Source organism: Pseudoduganella flava (assembly GCF_007830495.1).
GTDB classification, from domain to species: domain Bacteria; phylum Pseudomonadota; class Gammaproteobacteria; order Burkholderiales; family Burkholderiaceae_D; genus Rugamonas; species Rugamonas flava.
The window spans coordinates 51207-71061 of the sequence record NZ_VLKW01000010.1 but is presented as its reverse complement, the minus strand read 5'-3'; the positions used below and the strand labels follow the sequence as shown (position 1 = coordinate 71061).

At 69.2% G+C, this 19855-nt stretch carries 9 protein-coding genes; all 9 read left to right on the top strand.

The window, feature by feature from the left end; translation table 11 throughout:
* The first annotated feature begins 45 nt into the window (after window positions 1–45).
* Complete coding sequence (locus IP92_RS22575) at window positions 46–13143, top strand: SDR family NAD(P)-dependent oxidoreductase (RefSeq protein WP_145879441.1); 13098 nt, start codon at window positions 46–48, stop codon at window positions 13141–13143.
* Between the two features lie 65 nt (window positions 13144–13208).
* Window positions 13209–13964, top strand: coding sequence for an MBL fold metallo-hydrolase (locus IP92_RS22570; RefSeq protein WP_145879439.1), 756 nt, complete (start codon window positions 13209–13211; stop codon window positions 13962–13964).
* 30 nt (window positions 13965–13994) lie between these two features.
* Window positions 13995–15251, top strand: coding sequence for a hydroxymethylglutaryl-CoA synthase family protein (locus tag IP92_RS22565; RefSeq protein WP_145879437.1), 1257 nt, complete (start codon window positions 13995–13997; stop codon window positions 15249–15251).
* Complete coding sequence (locus tag IP92_RS22560) at window positions 15242–16018, top strand: enoyl-CoA hydratase/isomerase (protein WP_145879435.1); 777 nt, start codon at window positions 15242–15244, stop codon at window positions 16016–16018. Before IP92_RS22565 ends, IP92_RS22560 begins: the two co-directional genes overlap by 10 nt.
* On the top strand, window positions 16018–16767 hold the full coding sequence (locus IP92_RS22555) for a polyketide synthase (RefSeq protein ID WP_145879432.1): 750 nt from the start codon (window positions 16018–16020) through the stop codon (window positions 16765–16767). Before IP92_RS22560 ends, IP92_RS22555 begins: the two co-directional genes overlap by 1 nt.
* Window positions 16768–16820: 53 nt before the next feature.
* Window positions 16821–17072: an acyl carrier protein gene (locus IP92_RS22550; RefSeq protein ID WP_229418925.1), complete on the top strand. Its 252-nt coding sequence runs from the start codon at window positions 16821–16823 to the stop codon at window positions 17070–17072.
* Entirely contained in the window at window positions 17059–18294 is a 1236-nt protein-coding gene (locus IP92_RS22545; protein ID WP_145879429.1) for a beta-ketoacyl synthase N-terminal-like domain-containing protein, read from the top strand. Before IP92_RS22550 ends, IP92_RS22545 begins: the two co-directional genes overlap by 14 nt.
* Before the next feature lie 24 nt (window positions 18295–18318).
* Window positions 18319–19437, top strand: a complete 1119-nt coding sequence (fabD, locus tag IP92_RS22540; RefSeq protein WP_145879427.1) for an ACP S-malonyltransferase — start codon at window positions 18319–18321, stop codon at window positions 19435–19437.
* Between the two features lie 91 nt (window positions 19438–19528).
* Window positions 19529–19822: a hypothetical protein gene (locus IP92_RS22535; RefSeq protein WP_145879424.1), complete on the top strand. Its 294-nt coding sequence runs from the start codon at window positions 19529–19531 to the stop codon at window positions 19820–19822.
* The last annotated feature ends 33 nt before the right edge of the window (window positions 19823–19855 follow it).

Below are 19855 nucleotides of genomic sequence, written 5' to 3'. Positions count from 1 at the left end.
CCGGCTGCCACGCATCTTTAAAGACACTTTGAGCAGAGAACCAACATGATCGATTTCGTTGCCTACGTCGTTTCCGAACTCAAGCGCAAGAACCTGTCGAAGACGGATGCGCTGGGCCTGATCAGGCAGTACTCGGCCGGCCCGGCGCAGCCGGGAGCCGTACTGCATCCGCTGGTCCACCGCAATACGTCGGACCTGGCGCAGCAAAGCTATGCGACCAGCTTTTCCGGGGACGAGTTCTTCCTGCGCGACCACCGCGTACAGGGCCGCAAGGTACTGCCGGCCGTCGCCTATCTGGAGATGGCCCGCGCCGCCGTCGAGATGGCATTGCCGCCCGGTGCGGCGGGCACGGTGCTGGAGCTGCGCAACGTGGCCTGGGTCCAGCCGATCGTCTTCCCCGACCAGCGCGACGTGACGGTGGCGCTGTTCAAGGACGAGGCGATCGGCAACCGGGTGGAGTTCGAAGTCGTCGCCGGCGACAGCGTGCATTGCCAGGGTGCTGCCGTCGTGTGTGCGCCGCAGGCCGCACCACGGCACGACCTGGCTGCGCTGGCAGCCCGGATGAACCAGGGTCGCACCACCGGCGCGGACTTGTATCGAACGATCGCGGGGCTCGGCATCGACCTGGGCCCGGCCCACCAGGGCGTGCGGGCAGTGCAGCGCGGTGCGGCCGAGCTGTTGGTGGAGATCGTGCTGCCGGCCGCGCTGGAGGGCGAGCGCGATCGCTACCGGCTGCACCCCAGCATGCTGGACAGCGCGATCCAGGCGGCCATGGGCCTCGTGATGGAAGATGGCGCAGGCGCGCCGCTGCCGTTCGCGCTGGAGACGCTGCGCGTGTTCGGCGGCTGCGAACGGCGCATGTTCGCATGGGTGCGCCGGGCCGGCGCGGGCGAGCGGATCGTCAAGCTGGACATCGACCTGTGCGACGAGGCGGGCGACGTGCGCGTGCAGATGCTGGGCTTCTCGGCCCGCGCGGTGGCCGATGCCGATGCGGCGCCTGCCACCGGTTGCCTGATGGCCGTGCCGCGCTGGCAAGCCACCGCCGCAGCGGGGCAGGGCAGCGCGCAGCGCCACGTGATCGTCTGCGACCTGCCGCAGGTGGAGGTGGCCGCACTGGGGTGCGACGCCGTGGCACTGGACACGCCATCGGCCGAGCGCAGCGACGAGCGTTACACGGCGCTGGCACTGGCTTGCCTGGACAAGCTGCACACCGTGCTGTCCGCCAATGGCGCTGACGCGCTGGTGCAGGTGGTCGTCCCGGACGATGCCGAGCACATGCCCTTTGCCGGCATCGCCGGGATGCTTGGCACGGCTGCGCAGGAAAATCCCCGCGTGGCCGCGCAGTTGCTGTGGGTGCCCGCCGACATCGCCACGCCGGACCTCTCGCCGCTGCTGGCGCAGGAGTCCGGCGCGGACCTCGTCGTCCGCTACGTGGACAACACGCGTCAGGTGCTGCGCTGGGAAGCGCTGGCCGGCACCGCGCCGCTGCCGGCCTGGAAGGACCACGGCATCTACCTGATCACCGGGGGATTCGGCGGTATCGGCCAGCTGTTCGCCCGCGAGATCCTGGCACAGACCAGTGCCGCGCAGGTGGTGCTGACGGGCCGCGCGCCTGCGGCCGAACGCGCGCAGGCGCTGCGCGAACTGGGGGCGCGGGTGCACTACCGCCAGCTCGACCTGACGTCGCGCGACGAGGTGGCGGATGCCGTCGCCACGCTGGCACGCGAGATCGGCCCGTTGACGGGCGTGCTGCATTGCGCCGGCACGATCCACGACGATTTCATCCTGAAGAAGAGCGCGGATCAGCTGAAGGGCGTGTTCGGGCCGAAGGTGGCGGGCACCGTCAACCTCGATCTCGCCACGGCCGGCCTGGATCTGGATTTCTTCGCGCTGTTCTCGTCCATCGCCGGGGCCTTCGGCAATCCGGGCCAGGCCGATTACGCGGCCGCGAATGGCTTCATGGACGGCTACGCGGACTACCGCAACGGTCTCGTCGCGCTCGGCCAGCGGCATGGCGCGACGGTGTCGATCGACTGGCCCCTGTGGGCGGAAGGCGGAATGCGGCCCGATGCCGCCACCGAGGCGGCGCTGACGCAACGCACCGGCATGACGCCGATGACGACGGCCGATGGCCTGCGTGCGTTCCACCATGCGCTGCAACTGCCGGCTGGCCGGCTGCTCGTCGCGGCCGGCGATGTGCAGCGGCTGCGGCGCACGCTGTTGGGCGCACCTGCCGCCGTGGTCCAGGCGGCGCCGCAGTTCGCGGCGGACGTGACGGCGGAACAAGTCGAGCAATTCCTGCGCCGCCAGTTCGCCGTCGTGCTGAAGCTGGCGGCCGAGAAGATCGACCCGCAGGCGCCGCTGGAGCGCTACGGCATCGACTCGATCCTGGCAATGGACTTGACGGCGCAGCTGGAAAGCAGTTTCGGCTCGCTGCCGAAGACGCTGTTCTTCGAATACCAGACGATCCGCGAACTGGCTGCCTACTTCATCGCCAGCCATGGGGCGAAACTGGCGGCCCTGTGTGGTGCGGCCGCGCCGGCTGCCACTTCACCTGTGGCGACGGCTCCCGCCGCGCCGCAGCCATCGCGCCGGCCGCGCCGCCGTGGCACGCCGGCCGCGATGCCGGTGCCGGCAGCCGAGCCGATCGCGATTGTCGGCCTGTCCGGCCGCTATCCGCAAGCGCCCGACGTGGATGCGTTCTGGGCCAATCTGCGCGACGGCAAGGATTGCATCGTCGAGGTCCCGGCCGAACGCTGGGATTGGCGCGACTACTACAGCGAAGACCGCACGGCGCCCGGCAGCCATTACAGCAAGTGGGGCGGCTTCATTGACGGTGTCGACGAATTCGACCCGCTGTTCTTCGGCATGCCGCCGGCCGATGCGGGGATGATCGATCCACAGGAGCGGCTGTTCCTGCAGCACGCGTGGATGGCCGTCGAGGATGCGGGGTATACCCGCGCCGCCTTGCAACAGGTGGCCGGCGGCCAGGTCGGTGTGTACGTGGGCGTGATGTACGGCGAATACCAGCTGTTCGGCGCCGAAGCCAGCCTGCGGGGCGAGCGCATTGGCGTGCCCGTCAGCTATGCCAGCATCGCCAACCGCGTTTCGTACCTGCTGAACGTGCATGGCCCCAGCATGACGCTGGACACGATGTGCTCGTCGTCGATGACGGCGATCCATCTGGCCTGCCAGGACCTGAAGCTGGGCCGCACCGGCGTGGCGATCGCCGGCGGCGTCAACGTCACGATCCACCCGAACAAATACCTGATCCTGTCGGCCGGCCAGTTCATTTCCGGCGACGGGCATTGCCAGAGCTTCGGCGAGGGCGGCGACGGCTATATCCCCGGCGAAGGTGTCGGTGCGGTGGTGCTGAAGCGCCTGTCCGACGCCGTGCGCGACGGGAATCATATCTACGGCATCATCAAAGGCAGTGCGCTGAACCACGGCGGCAAGACGAACGGCTACTCGGTGCCGAACCCGCGCGCGCAGGGCGCCGTGATCGAACAGGCGCTGGACGATGCCGGCGTCGACCCGCGCCACGTCGGCTATATCGAGGCGCACGGCACCGGCACGCGGCTGGGCGATCCGATCGAGATCGCCGCGCTGACGCAGGTGTTCCGCCGCCACACGGATGCGCGCCAGTACTGCGCGATCGGCTCCGTGAAGTCGAACGTGGGCCATTGCGAATCGGCCGCCGGCATGGCGGGCCTGACGAAGGTGCTGCTGCAGATGCGGCACGGGATGCTGGTGCCGTCGCTGCACTCGGCCGTGCTGAATCCTCACATCGACTTCGCCGCGTCGCCGTTCGCCGTCAACCAGGCGTTGAGGCCATGGGAGCGGATCGAGGTCGACGGCCGCCCGGTGCCGCGCATCGCCGGCATTTCGTCGTTCGGCGCCGGTGGCTCGAACGCCCACCTCGTCATCGAGGAATACCGGCAAGAGCGGGCGCCGCTGCGCGACAGCGTGCCGGGCGGCGTGATCGTGCCGCTGTCCGCCCGCACCGCGCAGCAATTGCGGCAGAAGGCGCTGGACCTGGCCGCGTTCCTGGAGCGCGGGCCGGTCGACCTGCCGGCGCTGGCCTGCACCCTGCAGCTGGGCCGCGAGGCCATGGATCACCGGCTGGCGTTCGTCGTCGACTCGGTGGCCCAGCTGGCCGAGCGTCTCGCGCGCTACACGCAAGGCGACGGCGGCATCGACGGTTGCCACCAGGGCCAGGTGCGGCGCGACGACGAGGGCCTCGCGCTCCTCGCCGACGACGAGGACATGGCCGAGGCGATCGGCAAATGGGTCATGCGCCGCAAGCTGGCCAAGCTGGCGGACCTGTGGGTCAAGGGCGTCGGGTTCGACTGGCGCGCACTGCTGGGTGCCGAGCGCCCTGCGTTCATCAGCCTCCCCACGTATCCGTTTGCGCGCGAGCGCTACTGGATCGGCACCGGGCAGGCCGCCACGGCGGCGCTGCCGCAGGCGCATGCGCTGCACCCGCTGCTGCATGCGAACACGTCGGACTTCCACGCGCAGGGCTATACATCCGAATTCACGGGACGGGAATTCTTCCTGGCCGACCACCGCGTCGGTCGCGCCGGCGAGGAGCCGCGGCGCATGCTGCCCGGCGTCGCGTGCCTGGAGATGGCACGTGCCGCGATCGACCTGGCGCTGCCGGCCGATGGGCCGCGCCGCATTGGGCTGGCGAATGTCGCGTGGACGGAGCCGGTGGTCGTGCAGTGCCCAACGCGGGTTGCGCTGGCCCTGGCGCCCGCGGGTGACGCGATCGACTTCGCGCTGCACAGCGCGGCGGCCAGCCATTGCCAGGGCCGCATCGTGCTGTCCGGTGCCCAGGCGCCGGAACGGCTCGACCTGGAGGCTGTACGTGCCGGTCTGTCGCAAGGAACGATGAGCGGCACGGCGCTGTACGATGCGCTGCGCGGGCTGGGCCTGCACTACGGCCCGTCGATGCGCTGCATCGTGGCGCTGGAGCGGGGCGATGGCCAGGTGCTGGCCGAGCTGGCCCTGCCCGCAGGGGCGAATATCGACCCGTATGTGCTGCACCCGGCGCTGCTCGACTCGGCCCTGCAGGCTGCGCTGGCACTGGCCCCGGGCGGCTTGCCGGACCAGCCGGCGGTGCCTTTCGCGCTCGATGCGCTGGAAGTCGCGGCACCCTGCACGGCGCGGATGTTCGCCTGGGTACGCGAGGGTGCCGGCAGCGGGGAAGCCGTGCGCAAGGTCGACATCGACTTGTGCGACGCGGACGGCACCGTGTGCGTACGCCTGCGCGGGCTGGCGGCCCGCACGTTGGCGCCGGCGCAAACGGGACCGGCCTTGCTGCTGGCCAGCCCCGCATGGGAAGCCGCGGGCGCGCCACAGGCGGCAGCGCCGGCCGGGCGGCACGTCGTGCTCCTTTGCGGCGATGGTTTGCCGGCGGCGGAAGCATTGCAGCACGAGCTGGCCGGTGCGGACGTGACGCGCATCGCGCTGGATGGCATCGCCGGCGTGGCGGACCGCTACCGCCACGCGGCACTGGGCACGTTCGCCCGGCTGCGCGCCCTGCTGCAGCAGGCGCGCGATGAACGCGTGCTGCTCCAGGTGGCGATTGGTGCGGCCGGCACCGATGCCGTGCTGGCCGGCCTGTCCGGCCTTCTCGATACGGCACGCATCGAACAGCCGGCATTGACGGGGCAGGTGGTGCTGGTGCCGCCGGCGATCGATGCGGCCGCGCTGGCGCGGCAGTTGCGCGATGCGGCAGGGCGCCCGGGCGACACGCTGGTGCGCTGCGTGGAAGGCATGCAGCAAGTGCTGCGCTGGCAGCCGCGGGTGGCCGAAGCCGATTACCCGAGTGCGCTGCGCAACGGCGGCGTGTACCTGATCACGGGCGGCCTGGGCGGCCTGGGGCTGCTGTTCGCCCGCGAGATCCTGACGCGCGCGGTCGATGCGACCGTCGTGCTGACGGGGCGCGCGGCGCTGCAACCGGAGCAGCGCGCGATGCTCGATGCGCTGGCGGCCGAACTGTCCGTACCGGCGGCGCGGCTGGCCTATCGCCAGCTGGACCTGGGTCGCCGCGACGACGTTGCGGCGACGGTGGCCGCGATCGTCGCCGAACATGGCGCGCTGCACGGCGTGCTGCACAGCGCGGGGATGGTGCGCGACGGCCTGTTGATCAGCAAGACCAGCGCCGCGTTCGGCGATGTGCTGGCACCGAAGGTCGACGGCACCGTCAACCTGGACCTGGCCACGCGCGGCATCGCGCTGGATTTCCTCGTGCTGTTCTCGTCCGTCGCGTCCGCGCTGGGCAATACGGGGCAGGGCGATTACGCGGCCGCCAACGGCTTCATGGACCACTATGCCGAGTACCGCAACACGCTGGTGGCAGGGGGCACGTGCCACGGCAAGACGCTGGCGATCCACTGGCCGCTGTGGGCCGATGGCGGCATGCGGCTCGATGCGGACAGCCTGGAACTGCTGACCCGTGCTTCCGGCATGGTGCCGCTGGCCACGCGGAGCGGCATGCGGGCGTTGCATGGCGCGCTGGCGCAAGGCGGCGGCCGGGTGCTCGTGCTGGAAGGCGACGAGCAGCGGCTGCGCCGTGCGCTGGCGCCGCGGCAGGCACCTGCAACGGCGGCCGTGCAGGCGGAAGCTCCCGCCACCGGCACGCCGCAACTGCAGGCGCAGGCGGAACGCTTCCTGGCCGACGAATTCTGCGCGCTGCTTGGCGTGCCCGTGCACGAAGTGGACGCGAAGGCGCCGCTGGAGCGCTACGGCATGGACTCCGTGCTGGCGATGAAGCTGACGAATCGCCTGGAGCAAAGCTTCGGTTCGCTGTCGAAGACGCTGTTCTTCGAGTACCAGACGATCGCGAAGCTGGCCGCCCATCTGGTGCAGGCCTACCCCGACGTCGTCCGCACCAAGACGGGCGGTGCGCCCGTCACCACGGCAGTTGCACCGGCTGCTGCCGCGCCGATCCGCCTGCCCATCCAGGCCCGCTTCGCCGCGCCGGCCACTGTGCGCGATGACGACGTGGCCATCGTCGGTGTCGCCGGCCGCTATCCGCAGGCGCGCGACCTGGCCGAGTTCTGGGACAACCTGAAGAACGGCCGCGACAGCGTCACCGAGATTCCGGCCGGCCGCTGGGACCATGCGCGCTTCTACGATGCGCGCCGCAACCAGCCCGGCAAGTCGTACAGCAAATGGGGCGGTTTCCTCGACGACGTCGATTGCTTCGATGCGCTGTTCTTCAACATCTCGCCGAAAGAGGCGGAACTGATCGACCCGCAGGAACGGCTGTTCCTGGAAACCGTGTGGGAGGCCATCGAGGACGCGGGGTACGGCCGCGACGCACTGGCGCAGCCCCGCGTCGGTGTGTACGTCGGCGCGATGTGGGGGCAGTACGAGCTGTATTCCGGGGCCGCTGGCGAGGTGCCCAGTTCGTCGTTCGCGTCGATCGCCAACCGCGTGTCGTACTTCTTCGACTTCAAGGGCCCGAGCCTGGCGTTGGACACGATGTGCTCGTCGTCGCTGACGGCGCTCCACCTGGCTTGCGAGGACGTGCGCAAGGGTACCGTCGACGTGGCGGTGGCCGGCGGCGTGAACCTGTCGCTGCACCCGAACAAATACCTGAGCCTTGCGCAGGGCAATTTCACGTCCACGGATGGGCGCTGCCGCAGCTTCGGGGCCGGCGGCGACGGCTACGTGCCGGGCGAAGGCGTCGGTGCGGTGCTCGTCAAGCCGCTGCGCGATGCGCTGCGCGACGGCGACCAGGTCTACGCCGTCATCAAGGGCAGTGCGATCAACCACGGCGGCAAGACCAACGGCTACACGGTGCCGAACCCGCTGGCCCAGGCGGAACTCATTCACGACGTGCTGGAGCACGCCCGCATCGATCCGGCCACGATCGGCTACATCGAAACGCACGGCACTGGCACGTCGCTGGGCGACCCCATCGAAGTGACGGGGCTGGCACGCGCGTTCGACGGCCGCGGCGCGACCTGCGCGATCGGTTCGGTAAAATCGAACATCGGCCACCTGGAATCGGCCGCCGGCATCGCCGCGGTGACGAAGGTGCTGCTGCAGTTCCGTTACGGCCAGCTGGCGCCGTCGCTGCATGCGGAAGAACTGAACCCGCACATCGACTTCGCCAGCGGGCCGTTCCACGTGCAGCGCGCGCTGGCCGACTGGCCGCGCATGGACGGCAGCCCGCGCCGCGCCGGCGTGAGCTCGTTCGGTGCCGGCGGTTCGAACGCGCACCTGGTCCTCGAGGAGTTCGTCGCCGTACCCGCGCAGCAGGCGGACGGCCCGGCGCTGTTCGTGCTGTCGGCCCGCAACCGCGCCACGCTGGCCCGTTACGCATTGGCGATGGCGGACTTCGTCGCCGCTGCGCCGGCCGCGCTGGCCGACATCGCCTACACGTCGCAGGTCGGGCGCACGCCGATGGCGGAGCGAATCGCCATCGTTGCGGCGGACAAACCGGATCTGGCGCACAAGCTGCGCCAGTGGGCCGCGGATGGCACGGCGGCCGAGGTGGTCGAAGGCAGCCTGCGCGACGCGCGCCAAGGCTCGGGCGCGCTGATCGACGGCGACGCCGGTGCGGCGTTTGTCGACATGACACTGGCCCAGCGCGATCTGGCAAAGCTGGCGCGCCTGTGGACCAGTGGCGTGAGCATCGACTGGGCGCTCTTGCATCGCGACAGACAGCGGCGCCGCATCTCGCTGCCGACGTACCCGTTCGAGCGGGAACGCTACTGGATCGACGCCATCCCCGTGGTGGCGGCAGCCGCGGCGCCGGCCGTACAGGGCGACCAATTGCTGTGCTACCGGCCGACGTGGCAGGCGGCACCGGCATCCGAGGGCACCGGCAGCGCCGGCCCGCTGCTGTGCATCGGCGGCCCGGCCCAGGTGGGCGCACTGCCGGCACCGGCCGGCCGCGACGAGGCCGCGCTGGACGCCCACATCGCGCAACTGGCGGCCGCCGGCACCTTGCCCGGCACGGTCCTGCTGATGCCGGAACACGATGGCGACACCGCCGCGCGGCTCGACCGCGGCCTGTACACATTGCACCACCTGAGCAAGGCGCTGCTGCGGCATGCGCCAACGGCGCCGGTACGGATCGCCTGCATGCACCGCGGCGACGCGCTGCACGCCGCGCTGGCCGCATACCTGAAGACGCTGGCGCAGGAACACCCGGGCTACACGTGGAAGACGATCGCGCTCGACAACGACGATGGCGTGGACGCCGTGCTGGCGGCCGAGCTGGCGGCACCGTTCTACAACGAGGAAGTGCGCTACGGCGCCGCTGGGCGCCAGGTCCGCGCGCTGGAGCCGCTGCATCTGCCGCAAGGCGGCCAGCCGCCGCTGCGCCATGGCGGCGTCTATCTCGTCAGCGGCGGTCTCGGTGGCCTGGGTTATCTGTTCAGCACAATGCTGTGCGCGCGGTATGGCGCCCGGGTCGTGCTGACGGGCCGCTCGCCGCTGGATGCGGATGGCGAAGCGAAACTGGCGGCACTGCGCGCCCAGGGCGGCGACGCGTGCTATTTGCAGGCCGATATCGCCGGTGCCGAAGGCGCGCGGCAGGCCGTGGCACAGGCGACGGTACGCTTTGGCGCGCTGCACGGCGTGCTGCACAGCGCCGGCGTGCACCACGACGCGTTCATCGTCAACAAGACACGCAAGCAGATGCGTCAGGTGCTGGCCGCGAAGGTGCAAGGCACGCTGAACCTGGACCTGGCCACGGCCGATCTGGACCTGGACCTGTTCGTGCTGTTCTCGTCGGTGGCCGGCGTGGCCGGCAATGCGGGGCAGTGCGACTACGCCTATGCGAATGCCTTCCTGGACGGCTTCGCGGCCGAACGGGACGCGGCCGTTGCCGCCGGCACGCGCCATGGCAGGACGCTGTCGATCGCCTGGCCGTACTGGCAGGAAGGCGGCATGCGCCTTGCGCCGGACGATGTCGCGCTGGCCAGCCGGCGTACCGGCCTCGCGCCGCTGCCGAGCGACGTGGGCTTGCGTTGCTGGGAAGCGCTGCTGCAAACGGATGCGGCGCAGGGCGTGGTGCTGTATGGCGACGCCGACCGCGTCAAGGCGTACCTGACCCGGGACACCCGGCAGGCGAGCGAACCCCCGGTGTCGGTGGCCGAAGCGCCGGCCTTGGTCGAAGCCACGGCCGCGTACCTGCAAGAAGTGCTGGGCCAGGAGATCAAGCTCGCCGCCGACCGCATCGACACGCAGGAGCGCTTCGACTCTTTCGGCGTCGATTCGATGATGATCGGGCGGATGAACGCGCGCCTCGAGGAAGACCTGGGGCCGCTGCCGAAGACGCTGTTCTACGAACATGCGACGATCGAGGCACTGGCCGCGCACCTGGCGGCATCGGCCCCCGCGGCATTGGCGCGCCATCTCGGTGCGGCGGTGCCGGCCGAACCGCCCCGCCAACAGCCGGAGCCCATCGCGCAACCGCGGGCCGCACAACCGCCCGCATCGGGCAAGGTGGCGATCGTCGGCGTGCATGTGCGCCTGCCGCGCTCCGCGTCGCTGGACGAGTTCTGGGAACACCTGCGTGCCGGCCACGACCTGGTCGATACGGTACCGCCGTCGCGCTGGGATGCGGAGGCACTGTACGAAGCCGATCCGGCCCGCGCCGCGCAAGGCCGCATCTACGGCAAGTGGGGCGGTTTCATCGACGACGTCGACCAGTTCGATGCGGCGTTCTTCGGCATTCCGGCCGACGACGCCCGCCTGATCGACCCGCAGGAACGGCTGTTCCTGCAATCCGTGTGGGCCGCGTTCGAGGATGCCGGCTATACCCGCGACAGCCTGAAGAAGCGGCACCCGCGTGGCGCCAGCGCGGACGTGGGGGTATTTGCTGGCGTCACGACGAACACTTACCACCTGCTGGCCGAGGAAGATGCGGACGGCACGGAAGTCGCGCGCCCCGGTTCGTTGCCATGGTCGATCGCGAATCGCGTGTCGTACGTGTTCGACTTCCAGGGCCCGAGCATCCCGGTGGACACGGCCTGCTCGTCGTCGCTGGTGGCGCTGCAGCTGGCGTGCGAAAGCCTGGCGCGGCAGGAGTGCCAGGTGGCCGTGGCGGGAGGCGTGAACCTGTACCTGCACCCGTCGAAGTACCAGTCGTTCTGCCGCCGGCGCATGCTGGCGCAGGACCGCGCCTGCCGCAGCTTCGGCGCGGGCGACGACGGCTTCGTGCCAGGCGAGGGTGTCGGCGCGTTCGTGCTGAAGCCGCTGGAACGGGCCATCGCGGACGGCGACCATGTCTACGGCGTCATCGCCGCCGCGGCAACGGCCCACGCGGGCCGCTCGAACGGCTATTCGGCTCCGAACCCGGCGGCGCAGGCGTCCGTCATCGGCGCGGTGCTGGACCAGGCCGGCGTGCCGCCGCAGGCGATCGGCTATGTGGAAGGCCACGGCACCGGCACCCAGCTGGGCGACAGCCTGGAAGTGGCGGCGCTGACGCAGGCATTCGGCCAGCGCCACGGCGCTGCCAGCCGCTGCGCGCTCGGCTCCGTGAAGGCCAATGTCGGCCATGCGGAGTCGGCGGCCGGCGTGGCCGCCGTGGCAAAGGTTCTGCTGCAGCTGCGCCACCGTGAACTGGTGCCGACGCTGCATTCGGAGACGCCGAATCCGAACATCGATTTCGCGCATTCGCCGTTCACGCTGCAGCATCGCGTGGCGCCCTGGCAGGCGCCGGACGGCGAGCCGCGCCGCGCGCTCGTCAATTCGTTCGGCGCCGGCGGCGTGAATGCCTGTCTGCTGCTGGAGGAATATGCCGCGCCCGCACCTGCGACGAGCCATGGTCCGCAGCTGATCGTTCTGTCGGCCCGCAACCGGGAGCGGCTGCGCGAGTGCGCGGCGCAACTGCTCGCGTACGTCACGGCGCAGCCGGAGACCGACCTGGGCCGGCTTGCCTACACCTTGCAAGTGGGCCGCGAAGCGATGGAAGAACGGCTGGCGGTCGTCGTGCACAGCGCCGGGCAGCTCATCGATGCGCTGGCCGGCACCACGGACGCCGGTGTGCTGACGGGCCGGGCGGAAAAACGGCGCAAGGACGACGGCTCGGCGCGTGCGCTGTTCGACGCCGGCGACCTGGCGGCGTTGGCGCGGCTGTGGGTGGACGGCCATGTGCTCGACTGGGACACGTGGTACGGCACGGCGCATCCCCTGCGCCTGCCGCTGCCGACGTACCCGTTCGCGCGCGAGCGTCACTGGGTTTCGAGCACACCGCGGGAGCGGGCGCCGGCACGCCCGCCGATCGCCCGGCTGCATCCGCTGGTATCGCACAACGCGTCGACGTTGCGCGAAGTGAGTTTCGCGTCGTCGCTGTCGGCGGCCGAGTACTACGGCCGCGACCACGTGGTGAACGGCCAGCCGATGTTCCCGGGCGCCGGCTTCCTCGAGCTGGCCGCCGTTGCCGGTGCGGTGGCTGGCGAAGAGACGGTGACGCGCATCGAGGACATCGTGTGGGCCCAGCCGCTGCTGCTGGGCGACACACCGCGGCCCGTGCGCACGATCCTGAAGGCGAACGGCGACAACGCGGAGTTCGTGATCGTGTCGTTCGACGAGGACGACGAGCGGGTGCTGCATTCGGAAGGCCGGGTCGGTTACGGCCGCATCAGCCGGCATGCGCGGACCGCGGCACCGATGCCGGTGCACCAGCTTGCCGCGGCCGCGGGCATCACCGTGCCGGCCGCCGACTTCTATGCCCGGCTGGCGCAGGCGGGCCTGCAATACGGTCCCAGCTTCCGCACCGTGACGGCGCTCCACATCGGCGACGGTTATGCGCTGTCGGCACTGGCGCTGGACGCACGGCTGCGCGACGACCTGGATCAATACATGCTGCATCCATGCCTGATCGACGGCGCATTGCAGACGGTGGCGGGCATCGCGGCCGTCGACGATCCGGGCACGCCGTGGCTGCCGTTCGCGCTGGACGAGGTGGAGATCCTGCGTCCGTTGACCGGCACCTGCTACGCGCACGTGGCGCCGGCCGCCGGCCAGCAGGGCCAGGCCGACATCCGGCGCTACGAGATCCGTCTGCTGAACGAGAGCGGCGAACTGCTGGTCAGGCTGAACAATTTCTGCGTGCGGGCACTGCGTGGCGCGCCGCAAACCCACGGCGGCAAGGTGGCGGCCGGACGCTGACGATTGCTCGAACACATTTCCAACACATTTTCCACATATTCCCGATACAACGGAGGACAGCGCGCATGCAAGATAGGGGCATCGGATGCATCGTGGAGCGCCGCATGATGGAGCACAGCATGGAGCGCAGCGTGGAGCACGCCGTCACGGCAGCCACCGAGGTCCACCTGATCAGGGTGGCCCGCGGGCCGATGAAGAACAATAACTACCTCGTCGTCGATCGCGCCAGCCGGCAGGCCGTGCTGGTCGACCCGGCATGGGATGCGGACGCGATCGTCGCGGCACTCGACGGTACCGGTGCCGTGCTGCGCGGGATCCTGGTCACGCATGGCCACCCGGACCATACGGACCTGGCCGGGCCGCTGGCGCAACGGTACGCCTGCCCGATCTGGATGCCGCGGCGCGAGATCGCGGCGTTCAAGTACGCGGCACCGCAGCTGGTGCCGGTCGACGGCGCGCCGTGGTCCGTCGGTGCCTTGCGCATCGAACCGATCATCACACCCGGCCATACGCCCGGCTGCACGTGCTACCTGATCGGCGACGCGCTGTTCACGGGCGACGTGCTGTTTGCCGAGGGCTGCGGCATCTGCCCGGACGAGCAGGCGGCACACCAGATGTTCGACAGCCTGGAAAGGCTGAAGGCGCGGCTGGCGCCGCACACGCGGATATTCCCGGGCCATACGTACGGGCTGCCGCCCGGACAACGCTTCGACCACGTCATGCAACACAACATGTACCTGCACTTCCCCGACCGCGACGCATTTGCGGCTTTTCGGCTGCGCAAGGGCCAGAGCATGCGGCAGCTGCTGGCCTTCCGCTGAGCGGCCACCCTTAACCCGACGGAGAACAAAGTGAGCATAGTAGGAATCGAAGCGATGAATTTCTTTGCCGGCACGGCCTTCCTCGACGTGCGCAAGCTGGCCACTCACCGCGGCCTCGACATGAGCCGGTTCGAGAACCTGCTGATGCGCGAAAAGACGGTGGCGCTGCCGTACGAAGACCCGATCTCGTTTGCCGTCAATGCCGCGAAGCCGCTGGTCGACGCGCTGAGCGCGGACGAAAGAGACCGGATCGAGATGGTGATCACGTGCACCGAGTCGGCATTCGACTTCGGCAAGTCGATGAGCACCTATTGCCACGACCTGCTGGGATTGAACCGCAACTGCCGCCTGTTCGAACTGAAGAACGCCTGCTACTCGGGGGTGGCCGGTTTGCAGATGGCGATCAACTTCGTGCTGGCGCAGACGTCGCCCGGCGCCAAGGCGCTGGTGATCGCCACCGACGTGTCGCGCTTCATGGTCGAGGAAGGCGGCGACGCGCTGTCCGCCGACTGGTCTTTCGCGGAGCCCAGCAGCGGCTCGGGTGCCGTCGCGATGCTCGTCAGCGACCGGCCGCACGTGTTCCAGATCGACGTGGGCGCGAACGGCTACTACGGCTACGAAGTGATGGATACGTGCCGGCCGTCCGCCGATGGCGATGCGGGCGACACGGACCTGTCGCTGCTGTCCTACCTGAACTGCTGCGAGAACGCGTGGCTGGAATACGCCAAGCGCGTCGACGGCGCCGATTTCGTCAACACGTTCGCTTACCTGGCCTACCACACGCCGTTCGGCGGCATGGTCAAGGGTGCGCACCGCAATATGATGCGCAAGCTGGTGAAGGCCACGCCGCGCGACGTGGAGGCGGACTTCGAGCGGCGCGTCACGCCGGGCCTCGTGCATTGCCAGCGCGTGGGCAACATCATGGGCGCCACGGCCGCGCTGTCGCTGGCAAGCACGATCGACAACGGCAACTTCGAAACGCCGCAGCGGGTGGGCGTGTTCTCGTACGGGTCCGGCTGCTGCTCGGAATTCTTCAGCGGCATCGTGCGCAAGGAAGGCCAGGAGCGCCTGCGCGCACTGCGTGCCGCCGAGCTGCTGGACCGGCGCTATGAACTGTCGATGCAGCAGTACGACCAATTGCTGGAAAAGAGCCGCGCGCTGCGCTTCGGCACCCGCAACACGGTGCCGGACGCCGACTTCATTCCCGAAGCGCGCACGGTGCTCGGCCGGCCCACCCTTGTGCTCAAGCAGATCAAGGAATTCCACCGGGAGTACGAATGGCTATGAGCATGAACTACGACACGCTGCGCGTGCGGCTGGATGACGACATCCTGTTCCTGCAGATGCACCGCCCGCAGGCGGCCAACGCGATCGACGACACGCTGGTGCGCGAGATCGGCGCTGCGCTGCATGGTGCCGAGGGCGCCGCCAAGGTCGTCGTGCTGGAAGGCTTGCCGGAGGTGTTTTGCAACGGCGCCGATTTCAACGAGATCGGCGCACGGCTCGAGCGCGGCGCACCGCCGCAGGATCCCGGCCCGCTGTACGACCTGTGGCACCGGCTGGCCACCGGGCCGTTCGTCAGCGTCGCGCACGTGCGCGGCCGCGCAAACGCCGGCGGCATCGGTTTCGTCGCCGCATGCGACGTGGTGCTGTGCGACAGCAAGGCCACGTTCAGCCTGTCCGAGCTGCTGTTCGGCGTGATGCCTGCGTGCGTGCTGCCGTTCCTGGCGCGGCGCATCGGCCCGGCGCGCGCCAACATGATGACCTTGATGACGCAGCCTATCGGCGCGGCTCAGGCACTGGATTGGGGCCTGGTCGACGGATGCGAGGAAAACAGCGACAACCTGTTGCGCAAGCAACTGTTGCGGCTGCGACGCCTGGGCGCCGATGGCGTGGCGCGCTACAAGCGCTATGCGGCGAGCCTGGACGACACGCTGCGCCATGCGCGTCCGCTGGCCCTGCAGGCGAACCTGGAAGTGTTTTCCGACCCGGCCAATCTTGCGAAGATCGCGCGCTACGCCCGCACCGGCAAGTTCCCGTGGGAGGCTGATTGATGACCGAGCCGATCGTCGACGTCGCCACGCTGGAGCCGGGCATCGTGCAGGTGCGCATGCAGGACCGCGCCAACAAGAACACGTTTACCGAGGAGTTGATCGCGGGCTTGACGGCCGCATTCGCCGGCATCCGCGAGCGGGCCGACTGCAAGGTCGTGATCCTGACGGGCTACGACCATTATTTTTCCAGCGGCGGCACGCAGGCCGGCCTGCGCGACCTGTTCGAGGGCCGCTACCAGTTCAGCGACAAGGACCTGTACAGCCTCGCGCTGAATTGCCCGGTGCCGGTGGTGGCCGCGATGGGCGGGCACGGCATCGGCGGCGGGTTCGTGCTGGGCATGTTCGCGGATGTGATCGTGCTGGGCCGCGAGAGCGTCTACACGGCGAACTTCATGAAATACGGCTTCACGCCGGGCATGGGCTCGACGTTGATCCTGCCGAATAAGCTCGGCTTCGCGCTGGCCGAGGAAATGATGCTGACGGCTGCCACCTACCGCGGCGAGGAGTTGCAGCGGCGCGGCGTGCCGTTTGCCGTGGTACCGCGCGACGCGGTGGCCGGCCACGCGCTGGAGCTGGCGCGCACGCTGGCCGAAAAGCCCCGCGTGTCGCTGATGACGTTGAAGGACCACCTGGTGGCGCCGCTGCGCGCGGAACTGGCCCGCCACGTGGGGCAGGAGCTGGCCATGCACGCAGTCACGTTCCACCAGCGCGAAGTGAGGGAGCGCATCGACACCGTATTCGGGCAATGACCGCCTGGATCAAGCACAACACCGTACAACACTTACCTGAAGGAGAACCTATCGTGAGTATCACCGTGAGCACCGACGACATCGTGGAGATCATTGCCCGCCACGCGCGCGAAGTCATTCCGCGCCTGGAGACGCATGCGTTCAAGCCGACCGATTCGCTGAAGTCGCTGGGCGCCAACTCGATCGACCGGGCCGACATCATCATGATGACGCTGGAAACGCTGGCGTTGAACATCCCGCTGATCCACATGGCGAAGGCGGAAAACATCGCCGACCTGGCGCGGATCATCCATGAAAAAGCCTGACATCGTCATCAGCGGCATCGGCGTGACGGCGGCGATCGGCCAGGGCCGGGACGCCTTCACGGCGGCGCTGCTGGCCGGCGAGCACCGCTTCGGCGTGATGCGCCGGCCTGGCCGCCAGCGTCCCGCCCCGGCCGAGGGCGACGCACCGTTTATCGGCGCGGAGATCGGCGAGCTGGCGCTGCCGCCGGACGTGCCGCGAGCGCTGCTGCGCACCGCATCGCTGTCCGGCCAGGCCGCGCTGGCAACCTTGCACGAGGCCTGGCAGGACGCGGCGCTGGCACAGGTGGCGCCGGAGCGGATCGGGCTCGTGATCGGCGGCTCGAACGTGCAGCAGCGCGAGCTGGTACAGCTGCACGACGCTTACCGGGGCCGCGAGCAGTACCTGCGGCCGACCTACGGCATGTCGTTCATGGACAGCGATCTGTGCGGCCTCTGCAGCGAAGTGTTCGGCATTCGCGGCTTTGCCTGCACGGTCGGCGGCGCGTCCGCCAGCGGCCAGGTGGCCGTGCTGGAAGCGATTGCCGCCGTCGAATCGGGGCGGGTGGATGTGTGCATCGCCATTGGCGCGCTGATGGACCTGTCGTACTGGGAGTGCCAGGGCTTCCGTTCGCTGGGCGCGATGGGCTCGAGCCATTTTGCCGACGAGCCGGCCCGCGCCAGCCGGCCGTTCGATGCGGGGCGCGACGGCTTCATCTTCGGCGAGGCCTGCGGCGCGCTGGTGATCGAACGGCAGGGGACGGCGCAGCGCGGCACGCACGGGCCGTATGCCCGGCTGGCCGGGTGGGCGATGACATTGGACGGCAACCGCAATCCGAATCCGTCAGTGGACGGCGAAGTCGGCGCCGTGCGGCGGGCGTTGCAGATGGCTGGCGTGTCGCCGTCGCGCATCGACTACGTGAACCCGCACGGCACCGGCTCGAACATCGGCGACACCACGGAGCTGGCCAGCCTGCGCCGCTGCGAACTGGATCACGCGTGGCTGAACACGACGAAGTCGATCGTCGGCCACGGCTTGTCGGCGGCGGGCGCCGTCGAACTGATCGCCGTCGCGCTGCAGATGAAGGAAGGGCAACTGCACCCCTGCCGCAACCTGGACGAACCGATCGACGACACGCTGCGCTGGGTCGGCCCGCAAGCGGTGGAACACCGCATCGATCACGCACTGAACCTCAGCATGGGCTTCGGCGGCATCAACACGGCCGTCTGCCTGCAACGGATCTGACAACCAATATATGGAGTGGCAAACATGAAGATTTACATGTTCCCCGGCCAGGGTTCGCAGGAAAAGCAAATGGGCGGCGACCTGTTCGACGCCTACCGGGAACTGACGGACAAGGCGGACGCGATCCTGGGCTATTCGATCAGGGAGCTGTGCCTGGAAGACCCGCGCGACGAGTTGGGCAAGACCCAGTTCACGCAGCCGGCGCTGTACGTCGTCAACGCATTGTCGTATTACCGCAAGCTGGAAGAGGCCGGGCGGGCACCGGACTTCGTGGCGGGCCACAGCCTGGGCGAGTTCAATGCGCTGCTGGCGGCGGGCTGCTTCGATTTCGAGACGGGCCTGAAGCTCGTGCGCCGGCGCGGCGAGATGATGGCGCAGGTGACGAACGGCGCGATGGCAGCCGTCGTCAACGCCAGCAAGGAAGAGATCGAGCAGATCCTCGTCGAGAACCGGCTGACGAACCTGACCATGGCGAACCACAATACGCCGGTGCAGGTCGTGCTGTCCGGCCTGGAGGAAGAGATCGCGCGGGCCGAACCGTTCTTCACGCAGGGGAAGATGCGCTATTACCCGCTGGCGACCAGTGGTGCGTTCCACTCCGCGTTCATGAAGGACGCGATGCACAGCTTCGAGGACTATCTGGCCCAGTTCGAATTCGCGGCGCCGCGCATTCCCGTGATCGCCAACGTGACCGCGCGGCCCTACAGCGCCGACGCGATCCTCGGCACGCTGGCCGCGCAGATCGCGAGCCCGGTGCGCTGGTGCGAGACCGTGCAGTACCTGATGGCGGTCGCCGCGCGCCGCGGCCAGGCGGCGGACTTCGAGGAGGTGGGCCACGGCGACGTGCTGACCCGGCTTTACTACACGATCAAACAGCTGACGCCGCAGGACGCCGTCGACGCGCTGGCGGCGCGGATCGCGGCGGAGGAGCCGGCTGGCGAGGCCGCGAAGCCGCGCAGCGCCCACGACAAGGTCAGCGCATGGAACCGCCAGCACCCGGTGAGCACGCGCTGCAAATCGGCCATCGTGGCGGGCGTCCTGGAGACGCGCACCGCGGCCATGGTGCTGTTCGGCCACCGCGCCGCCGTCTACATGAAAGGCTACAACGGCTACTTCGACCTGGATGAATTGACGCCCGCATGAACGGGCGCGCTGGACGCTGGAGGAGATACCGGCAAACCGGCGCCGGCGCTGGGCCGGGACCACCAACTCACTGCATCGCACGAGGTGAATCATGAGCACTGCTAACTACCACGTCTTCGGCCTGGGGGCCGGCACCGACGACCTGTATTACATCGGCTGGATGGACAAGTCGCCCGACCACGAACAGGAAAAGATCTACTCCGACCTGGCGGACGACAGCCACGGCGACATCGCGCGCTGGGTGCGGCAAGCCCGCGACACCGGCAAGATCGACATCTTCGAGATCGAGACGGCCGGCACGCCGGAAGAGGCGCGCGACTCCGCGCTGTTCTGGTGCGGCTACTACCGCTCGCTCGGCCTGCAGGTGGTCACCGACCGCTGCTGAACACCGGCGCGGCACCGCTACGCCTATCAATCA